Consider the following 23,074-nt stretch of genomic DNA (forward strand, 5'->3'; position numbering starts at 1 on the left):
CACGCCGTTATGGCAGTGCGGTTTTTCCATGACAGCGAGCAACGACTAAAAACGATTACGCCTGGTGGCTGGTAACGTAGTCGATAGCAGCTTGTACAGTAGTGATCTTCTCAGCTTCTTCGTCAGGAATCTCGGTCTCGAATTCCTCTTCCAGAGCCATCACCAGCTCAACGGTGTCAAGGGAGTCGGCACCCAGGTCTTCAACGAAGGAAGCGGTGTTCACAACTTCTTCTTCTTTAACGCCCAGTTGCTCGGCAACGATTTTCTTGACGCGCTCTTCGATGGTGCTCATACCTTGTTTTCACTCCTAATGGACAAATTCAGGCAGCTGGCCAGTGGGTAAGTGTATAGAAGAACTTTTCGGTTTTTCAACCGAAAGCTTCACTCCTCAAACCCTGTGGCCCGCTGTCTATAAATTGATTGCAGCTTTATAACGGATTTTAGACAGCTCGTATGACATTTTTTTGAAGCAATCCGTCACATTTAACTCATGTACATCCCGCCGTTCACCGGGATTGTAGCCCCGGTCACGTATGCCGCACCGTCCGACGCAAGAAAAGCGACCACGGACGCGATTTCTTGAGCTTGCCCCAGACGACCCAGCGGAATCTGCGTCTGCAGGGCTTCACGTTGCGCTTGCGGCAGTTCGCGGGTCATGTCGGTGTCGATGAAACCCGGAGTCACCGAGTTTACCGTAATCGACCGCGAACCCACTTCACGCGCCAGTGCACGGCTGAAGCCTTCCAGGCCGGCTTTCGCCGCAGCATAGTTTACTTGGCCTGCGTTGCCCATGGCACCCACAACCGAACCGATACTGATAATTCGGCCCCAACGAGCCTTGGTCATGCCACGCAACACGCCCTTGGACAGCCGGTACAGACTGTTCAGGTTGGTATCGACAACGTCGAACCATTCGTCATCTTTCATGCGCATCATCAGGTTATCGCGGGTGATGCCGGCATTATTGACCAGGATCGCCGGTGCACCGAACTGCTCCTGAATGCTGGCCAGCACGGCCGCAACGGATTCGTCACTGGTGACGTTCAGCTCAAGGCCGGTACCTTGGATGTCATGTTCTTTCAGGGTCGCGGCGATGCGCTCGGCGCCCGCGGCGGAGGTCGCGGTGCCCACGACGATGGCGCCTTGGCGACCCAGTTCCAGGGCGATGGCCTGGCCGATGCCACGGCTTGCACCGGTCACCAGTGCAACTTTACCTTGCAGACTCATGCAAGCTTCTCCTGTTCAGGCCTGCGCTGCACGGGCGGCAGCGAAAGCGTCTGGGGTGTTGAGGTTGGAAGTCGACACGCCTTCGGCGCAGCGTTTATTCAGGCCAGCAAGCACTTTGCCAGGGCCGCATTCAACCAGTTCAATGGCGCCCTTGGCGGCCAGGGTCTGTACCGACTCGACCCAGCGAACCGGCTTGTAGAGCTGTTCCAGCAGGTCACGCTTGAGCGTCTCGAGGTCCGCCGCCACGCTGGCGCTGACGTTCTGCACCACAGGAATCTGCGGCGCCTGCCAATCGATGGCCGCGATGGACTCGGCAAAGCGCTCGGCGGCCGGACGCATCAGCTCGCAATGCGATGGCACGCTGACCGGCAACGGCATGGCGCGCTTGGCACCACGGGCCTTGCAACCTTCGATGGCGCGCTCGACTGCCGCCTTTGCACCGGCGATCACCACCTGGCCCGGCGAGTTGAAGTTCACCGCGCTGACCACATCACCTTGCGCCGCTTCGGCACAGGCAGCCAGCACATCGGCATCTTCCAGGCCCAGGATCGCGGCCATGCCGCCCTGCCCGGCCGGAACGGCCTCCTGCATCAGTTGACCACGACGCTCCACCAGCTTGACGGCCTCGCCAAGGCTCAGGCTGCCGGCGGCTACCAAGGCGCTGTATTCGCCCAGGCTGTGACCCGCGACGAATGCCGGGCGCCCACCACCTTCAGCCAGCCACAGGCGCCAAAGCGCGATCGAGGCGGTAAGGATGGCCGGCTGGGTCTTATCGGTTTGATTGAGCTGTTCTTCCGGTCCCTGCTGGGTCAGCGCCCACAGGTCATAGCCAAGGGAATCGGAAGCTTCTTTGAATGTTTCAAGGATCAGCGGGTATTGCGCGCCCAACTCGGCCAGCATGCCGAGGGACTGCGAACCTTGTCCTGGAAAGACGAATGCGAGGGAAGCAGACATGAAAACAAAGCCCCTAATGATCTTGTCGTCAGAAAGTGACGCCCCTGGAGGCGCTAGGAAACTGACAGTTGGATGGCCGGTTGAACCAGCCGGTCACATTTAAGCATTGTCGGAAGAAAACGCCTAAGTTAACAAATCTTCGAGGCGACCATACAGGCGCTCGGGAAGGTTCTCCTGGATCTCGATCACCGCGCGATTGATCGCACTCTGAAACCCCTGCACGCCCGCCGAGCCGTGGCTCTTGATCACAATGCCCTGCAATCCGAGAAAGCTGGCGCCGTTATGCCGAGCCGGCGCCAGGTCGGCCTGCAACCGGCGCATCAAGGGCAACGCCAGGGCGCCCACCACGCGCGAGGCCAGGCTTTGCCTGAACAGTGCTTCGATGCGCTCGCTGATCATCGTTGCCAGGCCTTCGCTGGATTTAAGCAGGATGTTGCCGACAAAGCCGTCACAAACCACCACGTCCGCCTCGCCGCGATACACCCCATCGCCTTCGACGAAACCGATGTAGTTGATGCCCCGGGCGTTTTGCAGCAGGGTGGCCGCCAGCTTGACCTGCTGGTTGCCCTTGATGTCTTCGGTGCCAATGTTCAGCAGCGCCACCCGTGGGCGCGCGATGCCCAGGGTCTGCGCCGCGACCGAGCCCATCACGGCAAACTGCAGCAGATGCTCGGCACTGCAATCGACGTTGGCACCCAAGTCGAGCAGTTGACAGAAACCGCGCTGGGTCGGGATCGCCGCCACCATCGCCGGCCGGTCGATACCAGGAAGGGTCTTGAGCACATAACGTGACAGCGCCATCAGTGCACCGGTATTTCCTGCACTGACACAGGCCTGAACCTTGCCATCGCGCAGCAGCTCAAGGGCCACCCGCATCGAGGCGTCGGGCTTGCCGCGCAAGGCTTGCGCCGGCTTTTCGTCCATGGTGATGACTTCGGACGCCGGGGTAATCGTCAGGCGCGCGCGATCGACAGCCGATTGGCCGTTGAGCATGTCTTCCAGGAGGGAGGGTTGACCGACGAGGGTCAGGTGCAGCGAGGGCGTAGCATTCAGACAAGCAAGGCTGGCCTGAACAATGCTGCGGGGACCGAAGTCCCCGCCCATTGCGTCAATCGCGATGACTTGAGCGGACAAGGATTACTCGTCAGCGCCCTTGTCGATCACTTTACGACCACGGTATACGCCTTCTGGCGATACGTGGTGACGCAGGTGAACTTCACCGGTGGTTTTTTCTACAGACAGGGTGCTAGCCTCGAGAGCGTCGTGCGAACGGCGCATGTCACGGGCAGAGCGGGATTTTTTGTTCTGCTGAACAGCCATAATTGATTAACTCCTAAACGTTTGGGTCACGCTTTAACTGCGCCAATACACTGAACGGGTTGGACCGCGTTACCTCGTCCTCGCTCGGTTCGGGCTCATCTGCTCCCGCCGGCTGCTGGCATTCTTCCGGATGATGAGCAGGCACAATGGGCAAGGCGAGCAGAAGCTCCTCCTCGATCAGTGACTGCAGATCCAATGGATCTTCGCCCAGTTCCAGCACGTCATAACCTTTCGGCAACGACTGGGTATTCGCACCCTCCTTCACCACGGCGTAACTGCATTCGCTGTGGATCGGCAGGGTGACCAGCTCAAGACAACGCTGGCAAACCATTTTGACTTCAGTGTCGATAAAGCTGTGGATCACCACAGATTTACGTTCATCTCGTTCAAAAACGAATTTAGCCTGGACCGTCCCGACGTCGTCGGAAAGCGGGTCGCAGAGTCTCTTCAAATCGGCCAGCAGCAGTTCACCCTGGAGGGTGGTGCCACGGTCAGCCAATTTGCGCGGGTCAACGTGAGGTGGAATCGGGTCATTCAACATAGGCGCAGCATTATAGGGATACACCCTGCCATGTCAAAGGAAATTCAGCCCTGTCCGTCACTTGCGCGCCTCGCTAGAATTCGCCCCTGCCTATCGGAGATGCCCATGCTGCCTTTATTACTTGCCTCCAGCTCAGTCTATCGCAGGGAATTGCTGGCCCGCCTCGGACTGCCATTCGTCTGCAGCTCGCCAGACATCGACGAAAGCCACCGCCCTGGCGAGCCCGCCGAGGAGCTGGTCAAGCGCCTGGCCAGGGAAAAAGCCCTGGCACTGGCCGGCAGCTATCCGGCGCACCTGATCATCGGCTCAGACCAGGTGGCAGTGCTCGGCGAACGCATTCTCGGCAAACCGCACACCTTCGAAAACGCCCGCGAACAACTGCTCGCCGCCAGCGGCACCCGGGTCACCTTCCTGACGGGGCTGGCGCTGCTCAACAGCCAGACCGGAGCCTGCCAGGTCGATTGTGTTCCGTTCACCGTCAATATGCGCACCCTGGACGCGGCACGCGTCGAACGCTACCTGCGGATCGAACAACCTTATGATTGCGCCGGCAGCTTCAAGGCCGAAGGGCTTGGCGTCAGCCTTTTCCAGAGCACCGAAGGCCCTGACGCCACCAGCCTGGTCGGCCTGCCGCTGATTCGTCTCGTGGACATGCTGCTGGCCGAGGGCGTGCAAATCCCCTGACTCATCAGCTCACAACAGACACTGAACCTGTGGCGAGGGGATTTTATCCTCTCACCACAGGAGACAGCGCACACCAATCAGCGCAGCGTCGGCCCCTGGAAGCCCATCCACATCGCCAAGTGCTCGGCGACGCTGGCCCCCAGCTTTTTCGAGAAGCGGTCGAACGGCGACTCTTCGACAGTGAAGTCCACCAGGTCTTTCTGACCGATGACATCACGCGCTACCGAGCTGGCACTGCCCAGGCCATCGATCAGGCCCAGTGGCAGCGCTTGCTCCCCCGACCAGACCAGCCCGGAGAACAGTTCGGGATGCTCCTTGTCCTTCAGGCGCTCGCCTCGGCCTTTCTTGACGCTGGCAATGAATTGCTTGTGAGTGGTGTCGAGCACACCCTGCCAGAAAGCGGTTTCTTCCGGCTTTTGCGGCTGAAACGGGTCAAGGAACGATTTGTGCTCACCAGAGGTGTACACCCGACGCTCCACGCCCAGCTTTTCCATGGTCCCGACAAAGCCATAGCCGGCCGCCGTCACACCAATGGAGCCCACCAGGCTAGCCTTGTCGGCGTAGATCTGGTCCGCCGCACTGGCGATGTAATAGGCGCCGGATGCCCCGAGATCGGAAATGACCGCGTACACCTTGATATCCGGGTGCAACCCGCGCAACCGCACGATCTCGTCATAAACGTAGCCCGACTGCACCGGGCTGCCGCCAGGGCTGTTGATGCGCAGCACCACGCCCTTGACCTTCGGATCCTCGAACGCGGCTCGCAGACTGCCGACGATATTGTCCGCGCTGGCGGGCTCCTTGTCGGCGATCATGCCTTCGATGTCGATCAGCGCGGTATAGGCCGAGCCGCTGACAGCGCTTTTCTCCATGTCCATCAGCGGCGTGAACAGCGCCAATGCCACAAAGAGATAGGTAAACGTCAGTAACTTGAAGAAAATGCCCCAGCGACGGGAGCGACGCTGTTCCTGCACGCTGGCCAGCAGGGTCTTTTCCAACAGCTTCCAGCTTTTGTCATCCCCGCCCTCGGCGCTCGCCTTGGCAGGTGCCTTCCATTCATCGGTCATGCGTGGTTCCCCAGCAAACTTAATGGGCCCGCCGGCTCAGCCAGGCGTGCAACTCAGGAAAATGATCAATGGCCAACCGTGGTTCGAATGCCCGCAGCGCCTCGATCGACTGGGCCCCGTAGCTGACCGCCACCGAACCCATGCCGGCATTGCGCGCCATTTGCAGGTCGAACGACGAGTCGCCCACCATCAGCGCTTGCTCCGGGCGCATATTGCAGTGCGCCAGGATCTGCTCAAGCATCAGAGGGTGCGGTTTGCTGGCAGTTTCATCGGCAGCGCGGGTGATATCGAAATAATCGTCCCAGCCATGGGACTTGAGCACCCGATCCAGCCCGCGACGGGCCTTGCCGGTCGCCACAGCCAGTCGATAGCCTTCGGCGCGCAAGGCATGCAGGGTATCCGCCACGCCATCGAACAACGGCGAAGGCTCGGTCTCCAGCGCTATATAGTGGTCGGCATAGTGCTGACGAAAAACCGGCAACGCAGCGTCATCTATCTCCGGATAAAGGCTGCGGATGGCTTCCGGCAATCCCAGGCCGATGATGCCCTTGACGGCACTGTCGTCGCACCGCACGAACCCCATGCGATCCGAGGCGGCATGCATCGCCTCCACGATCCGATCGATGGAGTTCGCCAGCGTGCCATCCCAATCGAAGATCAGTAGCTTGTAATCAGGATGCACTCAACCGCTCCACGGTCTTGGCCCACACCTCATCCACAGGGGCCTGCAATTTTAGCTCGCTGCCATCGGGCAACGGCACAGTGAGCATGTAGGCGTGAAGGAACAGGCGCTTGCCGCCCAGTTCGCGGATTTCCTTGGTGAAATCCTCATCTCCGTACTTGCTGTCACCGGCGATGCTATGCCCGGCGTGCAGGGTGTGGACACGAATCTGGTGGGTGCGACCGGTCACTGGCTTGGCCTCGACCATCGTGGCGAAGTCACCGAAGCGGCGCAGCACCTTGAACACGGTCAAGGCCTCCTTACCCTCTTCATTGACCTCGACCATGCGTTCGCCGGACCGCAGGTTGCTCTTGAGCAACGGTGCACGCACTTGCTTGACGGACGTCTCCCAACGCCCGCGCACCAGGGCCATGTAGCGCTTATCGACGCCATCGCCGCGCAGTTGCTCGTGCAAATGCCGCAACATGCTGCGTTTCTTGGCGATCATCAGCAGACCGGAGGTGTCGCGGTCGAGGCGATGGACCAGCTCCAACTCCTTGGCATCCGGACGCAACTGACGAAAGGCTTCGATCACACCGAAGTTCAGCCCGCTGCCACCGTGAACCGCAATGCCTGCGGGCTTGTTGATCACGATCAGGGCTTTGTCTTCATGGACAATCGAGGCTTCGAGGCGCTGCAAGAGACCTTGGGCCAGGGGCACCGGCTCATCGCGCTCGGGCACCCGGACGGGCGGCACGCGCACGACATCACCGGCCTGGAGCTTGTATTCGGGCTTGATCCGTCCCTTGTTCACCCGCACTTCGCCTTTACGCAAAATGCGGTAGATCAAGGTCTTGGGCACGCCTTTGAGCCGGGCCAGCAGGAAATTATCGATTCGTTGGCCGGCATATTCCGGCGAGACCTCAAGCAGTTGAACGCCAGGGGTCGAGGGGGCAGTCGTTGTCATGGCGGCGATCATAACAATTTTTTATGGAATTGAAGCACTTAATCATTGCTGCTATAGTCGCGAACGCCGCCAAAAGTGGCTGGACAGCGGACTAACGGTCAAAAACCGGCCCTGACCAACGCAATTCACGAGGACGAGAGGCCGTCCTACGGGGCTTTCGCTACGAACGGTAGAGTTTGCAGGTGTAACGAGCGCAGGTGACATGAGGCCTGAAATACGCCGCAAAGCAGAGTTCTGACTCGCCTTGCGCGCCACATTCACGGCCAGTTCACAAAGTGCAGTCAGCTACGAACGACCCCGAGCGAGAGCTTCGGAAACAACGCCTAAATTAGCCATGATGCGTGACCTCCCCTTTCGGAGCTCACGGTAAATGCCAACCCGCTGCGGATTCTGCGCGCGGCAGCACCCGAATTATCAGGGATACGTGTAGGGTGGAGATGTACAACCGTCGGACTGTGTAGCACTAGGCTTATATTTAGACGCTTCATCTCGTCCACAGGCGTCGGTTGATTCCTCCTCCTGACTGAGTGCTTGAGTACCAGCAAGCAGGACGCGTCCGTCGCGACTTCGCCATCATTGGGTCGAACTCGCTGGACACTGGGGTGGCACTGCCACTTCCAGGACGCACCTGACACCGACCGTGAGAAGTCGTGTGTGCCGAACGCCGTTTCCGGCAGCCCGGAAACCGACGGTACTACATGAAAAGAATGCTGATTAACGCAACTCAACCCGAAGAGTTGCGTGTTGCACTGGTAGACGGCCAGCGCCTCTACGACCTGGATATCGAATCCGGTGCACGCGAGCAGAAGAAGGCCAACATCTATAAAGGCCGGATCACTCGCATCGAACCAAGCCTTGAGGCTGCCTTTGTCGATTTCGGCTCCGAGCGCCACGGCTTCCTGCCCCTCAAAGAAATCTCCCGCGAATACTTCAAGAAGGCCCCTGAAGGCCGCGTCAACATCAAGGACGTCCTGAGCGAAGGCCAGGAAGTCATCGTCCAGGTCGAGAAAGAAGAGCGTGGCAACAAGGGCGCCGCCCTGACCACCTTCATCAGCCTGGCCGGCCGTTACCTGGTCCTGATGCCGAACAACCCGCGCGCCGGCGGCATCTCGCGTCGCATCGAAGGCGAAGAGCGCAACGAACTGCGTGAAGCCCTCAACGGCCTGGTCGCCCCCGCCGACATGGGCCTGATCGTGCGCACTGCCGGCCTGGGCCGCAGCAGCGAAGAGATGCAGTGGGACCTCGACTACCTGCTGCAACTGTGGACCGCCATCAAAGAAGCCTCGCTGGATCGCTCCGCGCCGTTCCTGATCTACCAGGAAAGCAACGTGATCATCCGCGCCATCCGCGATTACCTGCGCCAGGACATCGGCGAAGTGCTGATCGACAGCGTCGAAGCCCAGGACGAAGCCCTGACCTTCATTCGCCAGGTGATGCCGCAGTACGCCAGCAAGATCAAGCTCTACGAAGACAGCGTACCGCTGTTCAACCGTTTCCAGATCGAAAGCCAGATCGAGACCGCCTTCCAGCGCGTCGTCGAACTGCCGTCCGGCGGCTCCATCGTCATCGACCCGACCGAAGCCCTGGTGTCCATCGACATCAACTCGGCCCGCGCCACCAAGGGCAGCGACATCGAAGAAACCGCCCTGCAGACCAACCTTGAAGCGGCCGAGGAAATCGCCCGTCAATTGCGCCTGCGCGACATCGGCGGCCTGATCGTCATCGACTTCATCGACATGACCCCGGCCAAGAACCAACGCGCCGTGGAAGAAAAAGTCCGTGAGTGCCTGGAAGCCGACCGCGCCCGCGTCCAGGTCGGTCGCATCTCGCGCTTCGGCCTGCTGGAAATGTCTCGTCAGCGCCTGCGTCCATCCCTGGGCGAAAGCAGCGGCATCGTCTGCCCACGCTGCAATGGCACCGGCATCATCCGTGACGTCGAGTCGCTGTCCCTGGCAATCCTGCGCCTGATCGAAGAAGAAGCCCTGAAGGACCGCACCGCCGAAGTGCGTGCCCAGGTGCCGATCCCGGTGGCCGCGTTCCTGCTCAACGAAAAACGCAACTCGATCACCAAGATCGAACTGCGCACCCGCGCCCGTATCGTCATCCTGCCGAACGATCACCTCGAGACGCCGCACTTCGAAGTGCAACGCCTGCGCGATGACAGCCCGGAAGCCCACACCAACCAGTCCAGCTACGAAATCGCCGCTGCCGCTGCCGAAGTGGAAGACGTCCAGCCGGCCGCCGCCACCCGCACCCTGGTTCGCCAGGAAGCCGCGGTCAAGACTGCACCGGCTCGCGCCAACGCTCCGGTGCCGACCGAAGTGGTTGCCCCGGTTGCCGCACCGGCCGCCGCGCCGGAGCCAAGCCTGTTCAAAGGCCTGGTGAAGTCGCTGGTCAGCCTGTTCGCCACCAAGGAAGAGCCCGCCGCACCGGCCGTCGTTGCCAAGCCTGCCGCACCCGAGCGCCCTGCCCGCAACGAGGAACGCCGCAACGGTCGCCAGCAGACCCGCAACCGCAACGGTCGTCGCGACGAAGAGCGCAAGCCGCGTGAAGAACGTGCCCCTCGTGAAGAACGCGCCCCACGCGAAGAGCGTGCACCGCGTGAAGAGCGCGCCCCACGTGAAGAGCGCCAGCCGCGCGAACTGCGTGAGGACGCACCCGCCGTAGCCCGCGAAGAACGCGCACCGCGTCCGCCGCGTGAAGAGCGCCAGCCGCGCGCACCTCGTGAAGACCGCAAGCCACGTGGCGAGCGTGAAGAACGCGTGCGCGAGCTGCGTGAGCCACTGGATGCCGCCCCGGCTGCCGCCGCCCCGACTGAAGAGCGTCCGGCCCGCCAGCCTCGTGAAGAGCGCGCACCGCGTCCTCCACGCGAGGAGCGTCAGCCACGTGCCGAGCAGGCCGCCGCCGCGGCCAGCGAAGAAGAAGTGCTGAACGCCGAAGAGCAACTGCAGGAAGATGGCCAGGACACCGCCGAAGGCGATCGTCCACGCCGCCGTTCCCGTGGCCAGCGTCGTCGCAGCAACCGTCGTGAGCGTCAGCGCGACGCCAACGGCAACGTGATCGAAGGTTCGGAAGAGTCCGAATCCACCGAGAACGCCCCGGCCCCAAGCGCTGCCGACCTGGCTGCCGGCCTGGCCGTGACCGCGGCCGTTGCCAGCAGCGCCATCAGTGCCAACGCCGAAGCCGAGGCTCACCAGCAGGCCGAACGCGCCACCGCTGCCGTGGAAAGCGCCTCGGTTGCTGAAGCACCCGTGGTTGAAGCCACCACGCCGGTAGAAGCAGTCGCTGCACCGGAAGTGGAAGTCGCCCCGGCGGTTGAATCCCAACCAGAAACGCCAGTCGCCGCCGAGCCTGCACCGGTCGTCGAGCAGCCTGTGGTTGCCGCTGAACCGGCCGTTGAAGCCCCCGCTGTCGAACAAGCAGCGGAGCCGGTGCGCGAAGAGCAAACCGCGTTCAACTGGAACGCCGAGCCAGCCGCATCGGCACCGGTGGTCGAGCCAGAGCCGACGCCAGAGCCAGTGAAGGCGATCGAGCCTGCCGTGGTCGAGGCAGCGCCAGTCGTCGAAGCACCCGTGGTCGCCCCGGCGCCCGCCCCCGTGCAAGAGCCGGCACCTGCCAGCGCCTTGACTGAAAACGGCCGTGCACCGAACGATCCACGTGAAGTGCGTCGCCGCAAGCGTGAAGCCGAGCGTCTGCAGAAGGAAGCCGAACAAGCTGCCGCTGCCGCTGCTCAAGCGCCTGCCGCCGAGCCTGCGCCGGTCGTGGAAGCCGTCGAGGCACCAGCCCCGGCCGCTGAAACCGTCGCTGAATCGGCCCCGGCTGAATCGACTCCAGTGATCGACGAAGCGCCTCACAGCGCTGAAGAAGTCGCCCCGCGTCACACTGAAGCCCTGGAAAAAGAGCACGAGCCTAAACCTCACGCTTGATTCCAGCGCCCAGTAAAAAGCCCCGCCCGGTCATGCCCGGCGGGGCTTTTTTATGCCTTGTCGCGCCCCAATCAGACGCTGCCGGATTTGAACAGCCGATGGGTCAGCGTGCAGGGTGGTTGGCTGTAACGCCGCCTTCGCGAGCAAGCTCGCTCCTACCTTGGATCTTAGGAAGCATAAAATCTGCGTTCGGCACAAAGGCCCTTGTGGATTGATGTATGTCGACTGTTACTTGAAAACCAGCGCTTCGGGTACGTCGATATCCCAGGTCACGCCCGGATCATCCACCGGCACTTCAACCACTCGCGCCCCGGCAAACAAGGCCTTGGCGCCACGGTCTCCGGTCAATGCCATCAGCTTTGAAGCGAACGCCCGGCCGAACCCTACCGGGTGTCCATACCCTCCTGCAAAAACCGGCACGCTGATGCCATCCTCGCGGATCCCGGCCGCCACCTGTTCGATACTCGCTGGCAGGATGAACGGCATGTCCCCCAGCACCATCAGCCACCCGCCAAGGTCCGGGCAGGCCTGGACACCGGCGGCAATGCTGTCACCGAGGCCGGGGGAATCCAGTTCCACGCAATCGCACCCGTAGGCCTGGGCCATGCGCACGGTCTGGTGACGGTCTTCGCGGGTCACCAGCACGCGCGTGTCCAGATGGGCCGGCAGATTCACCAGCACCTGCTCGATCACCGAGCGCATGCCGCCGTCCCGCCCTGTACAGTCAGCCAGCAGCTTGTCCTTGTCCGGGCCCGCCACCTGGCGGAACCGACTGCCCGCCCCGGCGGCGAGAATGATCACCCCAATGGACTCCTGCATACGCCCTCCTTGCCTGCGACCTACAGCGATTTTTTCTGACGCAGTTCGACGCCATTCTTGATCGCCACGATTTCAGCCAACAGCGACACGGCGATTTCCGCCGGGGTGTGGCTGCCGATGTGTAAGCCGATCGGCCCATGCAGCCGCTCGATGGCCTCCTCAGACAAGCCTAGCTGAGCCAGGTTATCCCGGCGCTTCTGACTGTTGACGCGCGACCCCAGGGCACCGACATAAAACGCCCTGGAATCCAGTGCCGTGAGCAAAGCCATGTCGTCCAGGCGCGGGTCATGAGTCAGGGCGACAATGGCCGTGCGCTCGTCGGTCCGGATATTCAACACGGCTTCGTCGGGCATCCCCGGGACGAAGCGTCCATGCTGCTCTTCCCAACCGTAGACGAATTCCTTGCGCGGGTCGCAGATCAGCACTTCAAAATCCAGCAAGCGGGCCATTTCCGCCACGTAGCGCGACAGTTGTCCGGCACCGATCAACAGCAGACGCCAGCGCGGACCATAAATGGCCCGCAGCACCTGGCCGTCGAAAACCAGCGCGTCAGTCTTATCGGCCGGCGTCAACGTCACCTGGCCGTCGGCGATATTCAACTGGCGGGCGACAATTTCGTGGGCATCGCAACGTCGCAGCAATTCGGCGACCCATTCAGGGTCGCCGACCCGTTCCTCGGTCAAGCGCAGGGTGCCTCCGCACGGCAGGCCAAAGCGCGCCGCTTCTTCACGCGTGACGCCATACGTGATCATCTGCACCGGCGGACCGTCCGCCGGTATGCGACCGTCGTGCAGCCGAGCGATCAAGTCATCTTCGACACAACCGCCCGACACCGAGCCGATCACCACGCCATCTTCGCGCAGGGCCAACATCGCCCCCGGCGGCCTCGGCGCGGTGCCCCAGGTCTGGACCACCGTGAACAACACCACTCGCTGCCCGGCGCGGCGCCATTGGAGCACGCTGCGCAGGACATTCAGATCAACGCTGTCCATCAGGCACCGGCCTGCTGCCAACCCTGCAACTGATAACGCACGGGCAAGCTGCGAATGCGCTTGCCGGTAGCAGCAAAGAGCGCATTGCACAGCGCCGGCGCAATCGGCGGCACACCCGGTTCACCGACGCCACCCAGCGGCACCTCGCCTGGCGGTGTCACCAGGTGCACTGCCACCTCCTTGGGCGCCAGGGACATGCGCGCCACCTCGTACATGTGGAAGTTGTCCTGCTGGACCTTGCCGTCCTTGAAGCTGATCTCCCCCACCATCGCGTTCCCCAGGCCCATGACGCAGGCACCTTCGAACTGCGAACGAATCCGCTCGGGGTTGATCTGCGGGCCGCAGTCCACCGCGATATCCGCCTTGTGCACGATCACCGTACCGTCGTCCTTGACCTCTACCTCGATCACCGCGGCGACATAGGTAACAAAGCTGTAGTGCACCGCCAGGCCAAGACCCCGACCCTTGGGCAGTTTACGGCCCCAACCGGCGGCCTTCGCCGCGGTTTCCAGCACGGTGCGGATCCGCGCCGTGTCGATGGGATAACGGTCGGGCGATTCGCCGTAGTTCCATTCATCACTCACGGTGCGCGGGTCGATCTTGCGGTCCGGGCCGAGCAGCTTGAGCTGGTACTTCAGCGGATCCTGGCCCGCCTTGTGGGCCAGCTCGTCGATGAAACTCTGGATCGCGAACCCGTGGGGGATGTTCGACACCGAGCGGTACCAGCCCACCCGGGCGTAGGCCGTCGCCTCGGGATTTTCCATGCGCATGTTCGGCACGGCGTAGGCCATGTTGGTCACGCCCATGCCTATCTCGAACGGTGCTTCGTGGGTCATTCCCGGCGCGAACAACGCGGTGATGCTCGGCGCCACGGTGCGGTGCAGCCAGCCGGACGGCAGGCCGTCCTGGTTCAGGCCGGCCTTGAGGTACTCGGCCGATACGGTGTGGAAATACGAATGATGGATGTCGTCCTCGCGGGTCCATTGCACCCGGATCGCCTGGCCGGGAAACTCCTTGGCCAGCACCGCGGCCTCAACGACGAAATCCGGCTTGGACTTGCGGCCGAAACCGCCGCCCAGCAACGTGATGTTCACCGTGACCTTGTCGAACCCAATGCCCAGGCGCTCGGCGATGCGCTCGCGCGTCACCTGCGGGGCCTGGCTCGGCGCCCAGGCTTCGCACTGGCCGTCCTTGAAGCGAGCGACCGCGACCATCGGCTCCATCGGTGACTGGGACAGGTGCGGCAGGTAATACGCCGCTTCCAGGGTCGAGTCGGCCTTGGCCAGCGCGTCGTCGAGGTTGCCGCTGCTGCGCACGACCTTGCCGGGCTTGAGCGCCGCCGCTTCCAGCTCCTTGCGATAGGCAATGGAGTCATAGCCGGCGTTCGGCCCATCGTCCCACTCGATTTTCAGCGCTTCACGGCCCTTGATCGCCGCCCAAGTGTTCTTCGCCACCACCGCCACGCCGCCCAGGGGCTGGAATTCCGAGGGCAACGGGCGCCCTTCGATGGCCACCACCTTGACCACGCCGGGTACTTTCAGCGCCGCGCTGCTGTCCACGGTCCTGACCTTGCCGCCATAGACCGGCGGACGGGCCACGACGGCGTAGAGCATGCCCTCAAAATGCACATCGGCACCGAACACCGCGCGACCATTGACGATGTCCGCACCATCGATAGCCCGGCTCGCTTGTTTGCCGATGTAGCGAAACTCCGACGCCTGCTTGAGGCGCAAGCTGTCCCGGGCCGGCACCGGCAAGGCGCTGGCGGCAGCGGCCAGCGCGCCATAACCCAACTCCCGACCGGACGGCTGGTGCAACACTTTATGCAGTTGCGCCCGGCATTCAGTCACCGCAACGCCCCACTGCGCGGCAGCGGCCTGCTCCAGCATGGTTCGCGCGGCGGCTCCGCAGCGACGCATCGGCTCGTACCAATGCCGCATGCTGCGCGAGCCATCGGTGTCCTGGTTGCCGAAACGCGCTTCATCGGCCGGCGCCTGTTGCACCTTCACCAAGGCCCAGTCGGCGTCCAGTTCATCGGCCACCACCATGCTGAGGCTGGTGCGCACACCCTGGCCCATTTCCGAACGATTGCAGATCACCGTCACGCTGCCGTCGGCGGCAATGCTCACGTACACCTTCGGGTCGTCGATCACGCCATGGGGCATGCCTTCGGCACCGAACTTCTTGTCCTCGGCAAAGGCATCCGGCAAGCCCCAACTGGCAGCCAGCACAAGTACACCGGTGGCGCTCGCGCCCTTGAGGAAACCGCGACGGCTGAGGTTGCTCAGCACAAAATCCTTGGGCAAGCGGCTCATGCCTTGGCCTCCTTCAGGTGGGTGGAGGCTTGGCGGATGGCGGTCTTGATCCGGTTGTAGGTGCCGCACCGGCAGATGTTGCCGACCATGGCCTCCTCGATCTGCTCATCGCTGGGGTTGGGGTTGCTCTTGAGCAAGGCCGTCGCGGACATGATCTGCCCACCCTGGCAGTAACCACACTGGGCCACGGCGGTATCGAGCCAGGCCTGCTGTACGACCTGCCCGACCGGGTCGGCGTGCAGCGCATCGATGGTGCTGATGGCCTGCCCCTGCACCGAGCCGATGGGGGTGATGCAACTGCGCGCCGGGGCGCCGTCGATGTGGATGGTGCACGCGCCGCACAGGCCCATGCCGCAGCCGAACTTGGTGCCGTTGTAGCCAGCGACATCGCGGATCGCCCAGAGCAGCGGCATGTCCTCGGTCACATCCAGTTGATGGTCTTTTCCATTGAGTTTCAGGGTAATCATGGGCACGCCCGCATAGTGGTCGGGTTATGGGGTCGAGCAATCTGCCGCGTGGGGAACGGTTCGGGTACCGCAGACTGGCTCAGGCTATTGGGCTCTCTTATGCACACGCACACAGGCGTCTGCACGGGGCCTTGCAGATGCAATGGTCGCATCGGTTGGAGGCTAAATTAACCCAGGATCACGCAAAACGCCCTGCACAATCCTGCACAAATGATCCATGTGCGCGATGGGACAGGGCGTTTTCAGATGATTACAAATGACAGGTTCAGTACCGGTTGGGTTCCATTTCCAGCTCGACCTGGAACCGCTCGGCGATGTCCTTCTGGATACGCAGGGCCAGGTCCAGCAGTTGCGGCCCCGTGGCGGCTCCATAGTTGACCAGCACCAGCGCCTGCAACGCATGCACTCCGGCGTCGCCCTCGCGAAAACCTTTCCAGCCGGCCCGCTCGATCAGCCACCCAGCGGCGATTTTCAACTGCCCTTCGGGCTGTGGATAAGCCACCAGGTCCGGGTACTGCACCTTGAGTTGCGCAACGTGCTCGGCCGGCACCAGCGGGTTCTTGAAGAAACTGCCGGCGTTCCCCAGCACCGCCGGGTCCGGGAGTTTTTCGCTGCGGATACTGCAAATCGCCCGGCTCACATCCATGGGCGTTGCCTGGTCGATGCCTTGCTCGGTCAACCGCTGGCGGACCGGACCGTATTCCAGGTGCAGGTGGGCGGCGCGACTGAGGGCAAAACGCACCCGCAGGATCAACCAGCGCCCGGCCTGTTGCTTGAACAGGCTGTCGCGGTAGGCGAAACGACACTCTTCGAGGCTGAACTCGCGTTGCTGGCCGGTATGGCGGTCGAGCGCCGTGAGGCCGGCAAACACGTCCTTGATCTCCACGCCATAGGCGCCGATGTTCTGCATCGGGGCCGCGCCAACGGTGCCGGGAATCAAGCTGAGGTTTTCCAGGCCCGACCAGCCCTGCGCCAGCGTGTACTGGACGAAGGGATGCCAGGGTTCCCCGGCTTCGGCTTCGACCACCACCCGCTCGCCGTCATCGCTGAGCAAGCGAACCCCCCGGCTGGCCATGCGCAGCACCAGGGCGTCAATGTCACCGGTCAGCAGCAGGTTGCTGCCGCCGCCAATCACCAGCAGCGGCACCTCGTGCTCACGGGCATAGGCCAGGGCCTCGCGGACATCGCCATCGTCGTGGGCCTCGGCGAACAGGCGCGCCGTCACATCGACGCCGAAACTGTTGAACGGCTTGAGGCTGACGCCGGCCTGTATCTGCAAGGTCATAACCGTCCCTTCAATTCGATCACCAGGCGATCAGTGGCCTGCTCGATCAAGTCCAGCACCTGCTCGAAGCCCTGTTCGCCGTCGTAGTACGGGTCCGGCACCTCGTCCAGTTCCGCTTCGTAGCGGCGCAGGAACAGGTCCAGTTCGGCCCTGCCGTTGGCCGGTTGCAGGGCCTTGAGGTTGCGCAGGTTGCTGTTGTCCATGGCCAGGATCAGGTCATAGGTGGCGAAGTCGGCGCGAGTCACCTGCTGGGCCCGCTGGGCCGACAAGTCGTAACCCCGGCGCAAGGCAGCGGCCTGGCTGCGTTTGTCCGGGGCCTTGCCGACATGCCAGTCGCCGGTACCGGCAGAGGCGACTTCGACCTGGCCGGCCAGCCCGGCCTCGCGCAACTTGTGCCGCAGGATGCCTTCGGCGGTGGGCGAACGGCAGATATTGCCGAGACAGACGAACAGGACCCGCATCAGGCCTCCAGCAGGCGACGAACGCGTTCGAGGTCTTGCGGGGTGTCGACACCGGTCGGCGGGGCGATCAGCGCATCGGCGACATGGATCCGCACGCCATGCCACAAGGCACGCAATTGCTCCAGCGCCTCGGTGTTTTCCAGCCAGCACGGGCCCCAGGCGACGAAGTCCTGGAGGAAGCCGGCGCGGTAGGCATAGATGCCGATGTGGCGACGGTACGGGACGCCTTCGGGCATCACGTCGCGGCTCTGGGCGAATGCATCGCGGGCCCATGGCAATGTCGCGCGGCTGAAGGTCAGGGCTAGGCCGTTGAGGTCGCTGACCACCTTGACCACGTTGGGGTTGAACAAGGCTTGCACATCCTCGATCGGCTCGGCCAGGGTCGCCATGCGCGCCTCGGTGTGGGCCGCGAGGTTGGCGGCGACCTGATCGATCACGCTGGGCGGGATCAACGGCTCGTCACCCTGCACGTTGACCACGATGGCTTCCGGTTCCAGACCCAGCTTCACCGCGACTTCCGCCAGGCGATCGGTGCCGGAGTTGTGGTCCTCGCGCGTCAGCACGACCTCGGCGCCAAACCCCTTGCAGGCCTCGACGATGCGCGCATCGTCAGTCGCCACCACCACGCGCTGGGCGCTGCTTTTGCAAGCCTGTTCCCAGACATGCTGGATCATCGGCTTGCCGGCGATCGCCAGCAACGGTTTGCCGGGCAGGCGCGTCGAGGCGAAGCGCGATGGGATGACAACGGTGAAGGCGGTGGTCATTTATCCAGGCGCTCGTCGGTGCTCAGGGTGCGGGCTTCGCTTTCGAGCATCACCGGGATGCCATCACGAATCGGATAGGCCAGGCCAGCGCCCTTGCTGATCAGTTCGGTCTTGTCGGCGCTGAGCTTGAGCGGACCCTTGCAGACCGGGCAGGCCAGGATATCGAGCAGTTTGGTGTCCATGGAAATTCCCTTGGGTAAAAGGTGTTTAAGGCAAAAGGCGATCCGGCAACAGGCGCATCAGCTGGGTGTCGAACCAGGCCGCGAAGGCCGGCGACGGCGCAGCATCCACCGCCAGGTACCACCAGTGCGGGCCGGCGAAGGCGCGGCATTTGACCGCGTCCTTTTCCGTCATGACCAATGGCAGCGCAGGCGAGAAGTCCAGGGCCTGGGCACTGTACTGGGCATGGTCGGCAAACCCGTGCGGTATGGGTCGCCAGTGTAGCGTTTCGAGGGTCTTGAAGAAACGCTGGGGATTGCCGATGCCAGCCACTGCGTGCACCGCCTGGCCGGGCGGGAAATGGTCGAGGTCGCGCCGCTCGCCGCTGGCCAGGTTCACCAGGGCGGTGGGCCGCAGTTCAAAGGCGAAGCCGTCGTCGCGATCCGCACTAGCGCCGTTGTACAGCACGGCGTCGACCGATTGCAGGCGCTCGACCGGTTCGCGCAACGGCCCGGCAGGCAGGCACCGGCGGTTGCCCAGGCCGCGGGCGTTGTCGATCAGCACCAGTTCGAGGTCCCGGGCCATCCGGTAATGCTGCATGCCGTCGTCGGACAGGATCAGGTCCAGCGGTTCGGTTTCCAACAGCGCCTGGACCGCGCGGCTGCGCTGCGGGTCGATCATCAGTGGCACGCCGGTGCGCTGGACGATCAACAGCGGCTCATCGCCGGCCACGTCGGCGCCCTGGCTGGCTTCGACCCGCCAGGGCAATTGCGGCGGCTGGGCGCCGTAGCCCCGGCTCACCACGCCAACCCGCAGGCCGCTGCGCTGGCAATGCTGGATCAGCCACAGAATCATGGGCGTCTTGCCGGTCCCGCCGACCGTGATATTGCCGACCACCACCAGCGGCACGGGCGGTTGGTAGATCGGGCCGTCACCGGCCAGGAAGCGCTCGCGCTTGCGCACCACCACCCGCCGGTACAACCATTCCAACGGCCGGAGCAGCGCCAGGGCCGGATGCCCCTGGTACCAGGCGGCAAGCAAACGATCGGACATGGCCATCAGGGTGCGGGCGCCGCCTCGACGGTGGTCATGCGCAGATGACTGAAGCCGAGCTTGCCGGCCGCATCCATCGCGGTGATCACCGATTGATGCGGGGTCTTGCCGTCGGCGCTGATGGACAGCGGCAGGTTGGTGTCGCCGCCGGACTCCTTCTGCAAGGCGTCGATCAGGCTCGACAAATCACTCTTGGGCAACAACTGGTTGTTCACCGAGAACGCGCCTTCGGCGCTGATGGTGACTTCCAGGTTCTTCAGCTGCTGGTCCTCGGCCGGCGAGCCACTGACGGCCTGCGGCAATTCGACCTTGAGCTGGGTTTCCCGGGTGAAGGTGGTGGTCACGACGAAAAACAGCAGCAGGATGAACACCACGTCGATCAGCGACGCCAGGTTGATCTCGATGTTTTCCCGGGGTTTGCGGCGGAATTTCACTTCTTGTCCCCGGCCAGGTCTACATCACGGTCACCCTGCACCACCTCGACCAGCTTGATGGCCTCCTGCTCCATGCCCACCACGAGCTCGTCGACGCGCCGTTGCAGGAAGCGATGGAAAAACACTGACGGGATACCCACCATCAGGCCGGCAGCAGTGGTGATCAGCGCCTTGGAGATGCCCCCCGCCAGCACGGCGGCGTTGGTGGTCATGCCGGAGCCGGTGAAGGCGCTGAAGATATCGATCATGCCCAGCACCGTACCCAGCAGGCCCAGCAACGGAGACATGGCGGCAATGGTGCCCAGGGCATTGATGTAGCGCTCCAGCTCATGGATGACCCGGGCGGCGGCTTCCTCGATGCACTCCTTCATGATCTCGCGACCATGCTTGGAGTTCGCCAGGCCGGCGGCGAGGATTTCCCCCAGGGGCGAACTGGCGCGCAGTTCCTTGAGCTTGTCCTTGTTCAGTTGCTTGTCCTTGATCCAGACCCAGACCTGCCCGAGCAGATGCTCCGGGGTCACACGGCTGGCCCGCAGGGTCCACAGGCGTTCGGCAACGATACCCAGTGCCGCGATGGAACTCAGAATGATCGGCAACATCATCCAGCCGCCGGATTTGACCAATTCCCACACAGTGACTGCCCCCTCGAAAAAGTGCGCCACTTTATCACACAGACTCGCCTTGGAAGACCCGACTCGCCGATAGGCGCTTGCCCGTTTGCGCTGGATCAATGTCGGCCCGGGGGGCCGGCGGGCAGTGGATCACGCCAGTAGCGGCGATGCCCGGCCTCGGTACGCGGCCGGGCGAAGGCCCCCAGTTGCAGACGAATGGCACCCTGTTCGGCGCTGTCGTAGATCGTCATCCCCGCCCGGCGGTAACGGGCCATCACCTGGGGATGTGGATGGCCGAAGGCATTGCCCTGTCCGCGGGAAATCAGCACCGAGTGAGGCTTGAGACGTGCCAGCAGCGCCATCGACGATGAGCTGCGGCTGCCATGATGAGGGGCGGCCAGCCAGTGGATCGGCACCGCCAGGGGGCCATCGAGCAAGGCGCGCTCGGCATGTCGGTCGATGTCGCCGGTCAACAGCAAGCGCTCGCCGCCCGCCTCCACCCGCAACACGCAGGACTTCTGGTTGCTGTCCTCGGCCGATGACCATTGCCACAGCGCGAAACCGACCCCGTCCCACTCCCAGCGCTGGCCACTGTCACAAGGCCCGGCGTGCAACGCCTCGGGCAGCGCGTCGGGATCGCCGCTGATCAGCTGCCGGGTGGGCAGCCCGTTGCGCACCGCCAGGGCACCACCGGCATGATCGGCATCGGCATGGCTGAGCAGCATCAGGTCCAATTCGCGCACCCCCAGCTTGCGCAAGGTGGGCAGCACGACACGCTCGCCCGCATCGGCGTCGCCCCAGCGTGGCCCGGCGTCATAAAGCAAGGCATGGCCATGGGTACGCACCAGCACCGCCAGCCCCTGGCCCACGTCCAGTTGCCAGATTTCGGCCTGCCCGTGCGGCAGGTTTTCCCGCGGTGCAAAGACCATCAAGCTCAACATTGGCCAACCCAAAAGACGCAGCGGCACGCCCTTGGGCAACAGCAGCACAAACGCACCGAGGGCGGCGATGCCCAAGGCCCACGGCGGAACCGCCGCCGGGGTCCAGGCGGGCAGTTGCCCGGCCACCCACGCCAGCCCCCTGAACCACACGTCGAGCAGCCCACCGGCGATCCATAGCAGGCCCTCGCCCACGAACGGCACCGGCAACAACAGCGTGCCGAGCAATGCCGGCGGCAGCACCAGCAGGCTGATCCAGGGCACCGCCAGCAGGTTCGCCAGCGGCCCGCTGAGGCTCACCGGCAACCCCAGGATCAACAGCAACGGACACAGGCCGAGCGCAACCAGCCATTGGGCGCGAGTCCAGGTCTGCCACCAGCGCCAGGGCCCCAGGCGGCCGCCAAAGGTGAACATCAGGATCGCGACGGCGGCGAACGACAGCCAGAATCCGGGCCGCAGGCAGGCCAGCGGATCGAACAACAGCACCCCGTCGAACGCCAGCAACCAGGCCCACCAGGAGGCCGCAGGCTTGAAGCGCAAGCGCCACAGCAACACCAGGCCGATCATCGCGCAGGCCCGCCGCACCGGCACCTCGAACCCAGCCAGCAAGCCGTAGCCCAGCGCCGCCATGAAGGCCAGGCCGCAGGCCCAGGGCAACCATGGCAGCCTTGCCGGCCACAAGCCATGGCGCGCCGCACCCGCCACCATCAGGTACACCAGGCCGGCGAGCAGGCCAATATGTTGCCCGGAGATCACCAGCAGATGAACCGTGCCGGTGTCTTGCAACGCCCGCCAGTCTTCGCGGCTCAACCCGGCACCATCCCCCAGCACCAAGGCCATCAGCGCACCGGAGCGGCCCTGGGCATCGACCCGCGCCAGCGCCTGGCGCACCCCGTCACGCCAAGCGCCCTGAGCCGGCTGCAGCAGGCGACCGTCCTTGATGGTTCCGGTGGCGCCGATGCCCCGGCTCAACAGCCAGGCCTGATAGTCGAAACCGTGAGGGTTCAGCAGCCCGGCGGGCCGCTTGAGCTTGACCGCCAATCGCCAACGCTCGCCACTGCTGACCGGCGGCCCACCGAACCAGGCGAGGCGCATCAACGCCGGCAACCGGTCGCGACGACCATGGGCATCGGCCAGTTCGAAGCGCACCACGCCGTCGCTGTATTGCGGCAAGCCGACGACACGCCCTTCGACCCAACGGGTTTCTCCCTCCAGCGCGGCAGGCAACCGATCGTCCAGCGCACACTGCGCCGACAGACAGGCCCAGGCCAATCCGCCCAGGAAGAAGCCCAGCGGGTAGGTTCGAAACGGCACGGCCATCAGTGCCAGCACCGGCAGCGCCACCATCAGCCACGGCGGCGGCAACGCCGGGAAAAAAACCGGGGCCACCAGCCCCAGCGCAAGCGCGACCAATCCTGTGCGCATGACC

The 23,074-nt window shown here is 63.5% G+C and carries 23 protein-coding genes; 2 read left to right on the forward strand and 21 right to left on the reverse strand.

What is annotated here, in order from left to right; genetic code table 11:
• Positions 1–55: 55 nt before the first annotated feature.
• From acpP to V3H56_RS19155, 6 genes are all read right to left on the reverse strand, one after another.
• Positions 56–292, reverse strand: a complete 237-nt coding sequence (gene acpP / locus V3H56_RS19130; RefSeq protein ID WP_003175607.1) for an acyl carrier protein — start codon at positions 290–292, stop codon at positions 56–58.
• Positions 293–483: 191 nt separating this feature from the next.
• A complete protein-coding gene (gene fabG / locus V3H56_RS19135) occupies positions 484–1,227 on the reverse strand; it encodes a 3-oxoacyl-ACP reductase FabG (protein WP_042728825.1) in 744 nt (247 codons plus the stop codon).
• A 15-nt stretch (positions 1,228–1,242) separates the two neighbouring features.
• A complete protein-coding gene (gene fabD, locus V3H56_RS19140) occupies positions 1,243–2,181 on the reverse strand; it encodes an ACP S-malonyltransferase (protein ID WP_338473761.1) in 939 nt (312 codons plus the stop codon).
• 123 nt (positions 2,182–2,304) lie between these two features.
• Complete coding sequence (plsX, locus tag V3H56_RS19145; protein WP_338473762.1) at positions 2,305–3,315, reverse strand: phosphate acyltransferase PlsX; 1,011 nt, start codon at positions 3,313–3,315, stop codon at positions 2,305–2,307.
• Positions 3,316–3,318: 3 nt separating this feature from the next.
• A complete protein-coding gene (rpmF, locus tag V3H56_RS19150; protein WP_003179396.1) occupies positions 3,319–3,501 on the reverse strand; it encodes a 50S ribosomal protein L32 in 183 nt (60 codons plus the stop codon).
• A gap of 13 nt (positions 3,502–3,514) precedes the next feature.
• Positions 3,515–4,042, reverse strand: coding sequence for a YceD family protein (locus V3H56_RS19155; RefSeq protein ID WP_003204262.1), 528 nt, complete (start codon positions 4,040–4,042; stop codon positions 3,515–3,517).
• Positions 4,043–4,147: 105 nt separating this feature from the next.
• On the opposite strand from V3H56_RS19155, the gene V3H56_RS19160 reads away from it, so the two are divergent.
• Positions 4,148–4,726: a nucleoside triphosphate pyrophosphatase gene (locus V3H56_RS19160; RefSeq protein WP_123578335.1), complete on the forward strand. Its 579-nt coding sequence runs from the start codon at positions 4,148–4,150 to the stop codon at positions 4,724–4,726.
• A 77-nt stretch (positions 4,727–4,803) separates the two neighbouring features.
• Here V3H56_RS19160 and V3H56_RS19165 read toward each other — a convergent pair whose 3' ends face one another.
• Genes V3H56_RS19165 through rluC form a run of 3 tightly spaced genes read right to left on the reverse strand, consistent with a single transcriptional unit; the run spans position 4,804 to position 7,421 of the window.
• Complete coding sequence (locus tag V3H56_RS19165) at positions 4,804–5,793, reverse strand: S49 family peptidase (RefSeq protein ID WP_042728821.1); 990 nt, start codon at positions 5,791–5,793, stop codon at positions 4,804–4,806.
• 19 nt (positions 5,794–5,812) lie between these two features.
• On the reverse strand, positions 5,813–6,475 hold the full coding sequence (locus tag V3H56_RS19170) for an HAD-IIIA family hydrolase (protein ID WP_042728820.1): 663 nt from the start codon (positions 6,473–6,475) through the stop codon (positions 5,813–5,815).
• The gene (gene rluC / locus V3H56_RS19175) at positions 6,465–7,421 is read right to left on the reverse strand and encodes a 23S rRNA pseudouridine(955/2504/2580) synthase RluC (RefSeq protein WP_047739465.1); all 957 of its coding nucleotides are present in this window, start codon (positions 7,419–7,421) and stop codon (positions 6,465–6,467) included. The genes V3H56_RS19170 and rluC overlap by 11 nt, the downstream gene beginning before the upstream one ends.
• 698 nt (positions 7,422–8,119) lie before the next feature.
• Between rluC and rne the strand changes: the two genes are divergently transcribed.
• The gene (rne, locus tag V3H56_RS19180) at positions 8,120–11,347 is read left to right on the forward strand and encodes a ribonuclease E (RefSeq protein WP_052497360.1); all 3,228 of its coding nucleotides are present in this window, start codon (positions 8,120–8,122) and stop codon (positions 11,345–11,347) included.
• Between the two features lie 228 nt (positions 11,348–11,575).
• Here rne and V3H56_RS19185 read toward each other — a convergent pair whose 3' ends face one another.
• From V3H56_RS19185 to V3H56_RS19240, 12 genes are all read right to left on the reverse strand, one after another.
• Positions 11,576–12,166 (reverse strand): nucleotidyltransferase family protein, encoded by a 591-nt coding sequence (locus tag V3H56_RS19185; protein ID WP_338473763.1) that lies wholly within the window; start codon positions 12,164–12,166, stop codon positions 11,576–11,578.
• 20 nt (positions 12,167–12,186) lie between these two features.
• Positions 12,187–13,158, reverse strand: a complete 972-nt coding sequence (locus tag V3H56_RS19190; RefSeq protein ID WP_053146128.1) for an XdhC family protein — start codon at positions 13,156–13,158, stop codon at positions 12,187–12,189.
• Positions 13,158–15,473: a xanthine dehydrogenase family protein molybdopterin-binding subunit gene (locus V3H56_RS19195; RefSeq protein WP_042728816.1), complete on the reverse strand. Its 2,316-nt coding sequence runs from the start codon at positions 15,471–15,473 to the stop codon at positions 13,158–13,160. Before V3H56_RS19195 ends, V3H56_RS19190 begins: the two co-directional genes overlap by 1 nt.
• On the reverse strand, positions 15,470–15,940 hold the full coding sequence (locus V3H56_RS19200) for a (2Fe-2S)-binding protein (protein ID WP_042728815.1): 471 nt from the start codon (positions 15,938–15,940) through the stop codon (positions 15,470–15,472). The genes V3H56_RS19195 and V3H56_RS19200 overlap by 4 nt, the downstream gene beginning before the upstream one ends.
• Positions 15,941–16,205: 265 nt before the next feature.
• Complete coding sequence (murB, locus tag V3H56_RS19205) at positions 16,206–17,225, reverse strand: UDP-N-acetylmuramate dehydrogenase (protein WP_123578341.1); 1,020 nt, start codon at positions 17,223–17,225, stop codon at positions 16,206–16,208.
• The gene (locus V3H56_RS19210) at positions 17,222–17,686 is read right to left on the reverse strand and encodes a low molecular weight protein-tyrosine-phosphatase (RefSeq protein WP_338473764.1); all 465 of its coding nucleotides are present in this window, start codon (positions 17,684–17,686) and stop codon (positions 17,222–17,224) included. Before V3H56_RS19210 ends, murB begins: the two co-directional genes overlap by 4 nt.
• A complete protein-coding gene (kdsB, locus tag V3H56_RS19215) occupies positions 17,686–18,450 on the reverse strand; it encodes a 3-deoxy-manno-octulosonate cytidylyltransferase (protein WP_042728812.1) in 765 nt (254 codons plus the stop codon). Before kdsB ends, V3H56_RS19210 begins: the two co-directional genes overlap by 1 nt.
• Positions 18,447–18,632, reverse strand: a complete 186-nt coding sequence (locus V3H56_RS19220; RefSeq protein WP_042728811.1) for a Trm112 family protein — start codon at positions 18,630–18,632, stop codon at positions 18,447–18,449. Before V3H56_RS19220 ends, kdsB begins: the two co-directional genes overlap by 4 nt.
• A 25-nt stretch (positions 18,633–18,657) precedes the next feature.
• Complete coding sequence (gene lpxK, locus V3H56_RS19225; RefSeq protein ID WP_047736433.1) at positions 18,658–19,668, reverse strand: tetraacyldisaccharide 4'-kinase; 1,011 nt, start codon at positions 19,666–19,668, stop codon at positions 18,658–18,660.
• Entirely contained in the window at positions 19,668–20,096 is a 429-nt protein-coding gene (locus tag V3H56_RS19230; RefSeq protein ID WP_338473765.1) for a biopolymer transporter ExbD, read from the reverse strand. Before V3H56_RS19230 ends, lpxK begins: the two co-directional genes overlap by 1 nt.
• Positions 20,093–20,728: a MotA/TolQ/ExbB proton channel family protein gene (locus tag V3H56_RS19235; RefSeq protein ID WP_161796100.1), complete on the reverse strand. Its 636-nt coding sequence runs from the start codon at positions 20,726–20,728 to the stop codon at positions 20,093–20,095. Before V3H56_RS19235 ends, V3H56_RS19230 begins: the two co-directional genes overlap by 4 nt.
• Before the next feature lie 95 nt (positions 20,729–20,823).
• Complete coding sequence (locus V3H56_RS19240; RefSeq protein ID WP_338473766.1) at positions 20,824–23,070, reverse strand: DNA internalization-related competence protein ComEC/Rec2; 2,247 nt, start codon at positions 23,068–23,070, stop codon at positions 20,824–20,826.
• Positions 23,071–23,074: the final 4 nt, after the last annotated feature.

Source organism: Pseudomonas sp. MS646, from assembly GCF_036693845.1.
GTDB lineage: Bacteria > Pseudomonadota > Gammaproteobacteria > Pseudomonadales > Pseudomonadaceae > Aquipseudomonas > Aquipseudomonas chlororaphis_E.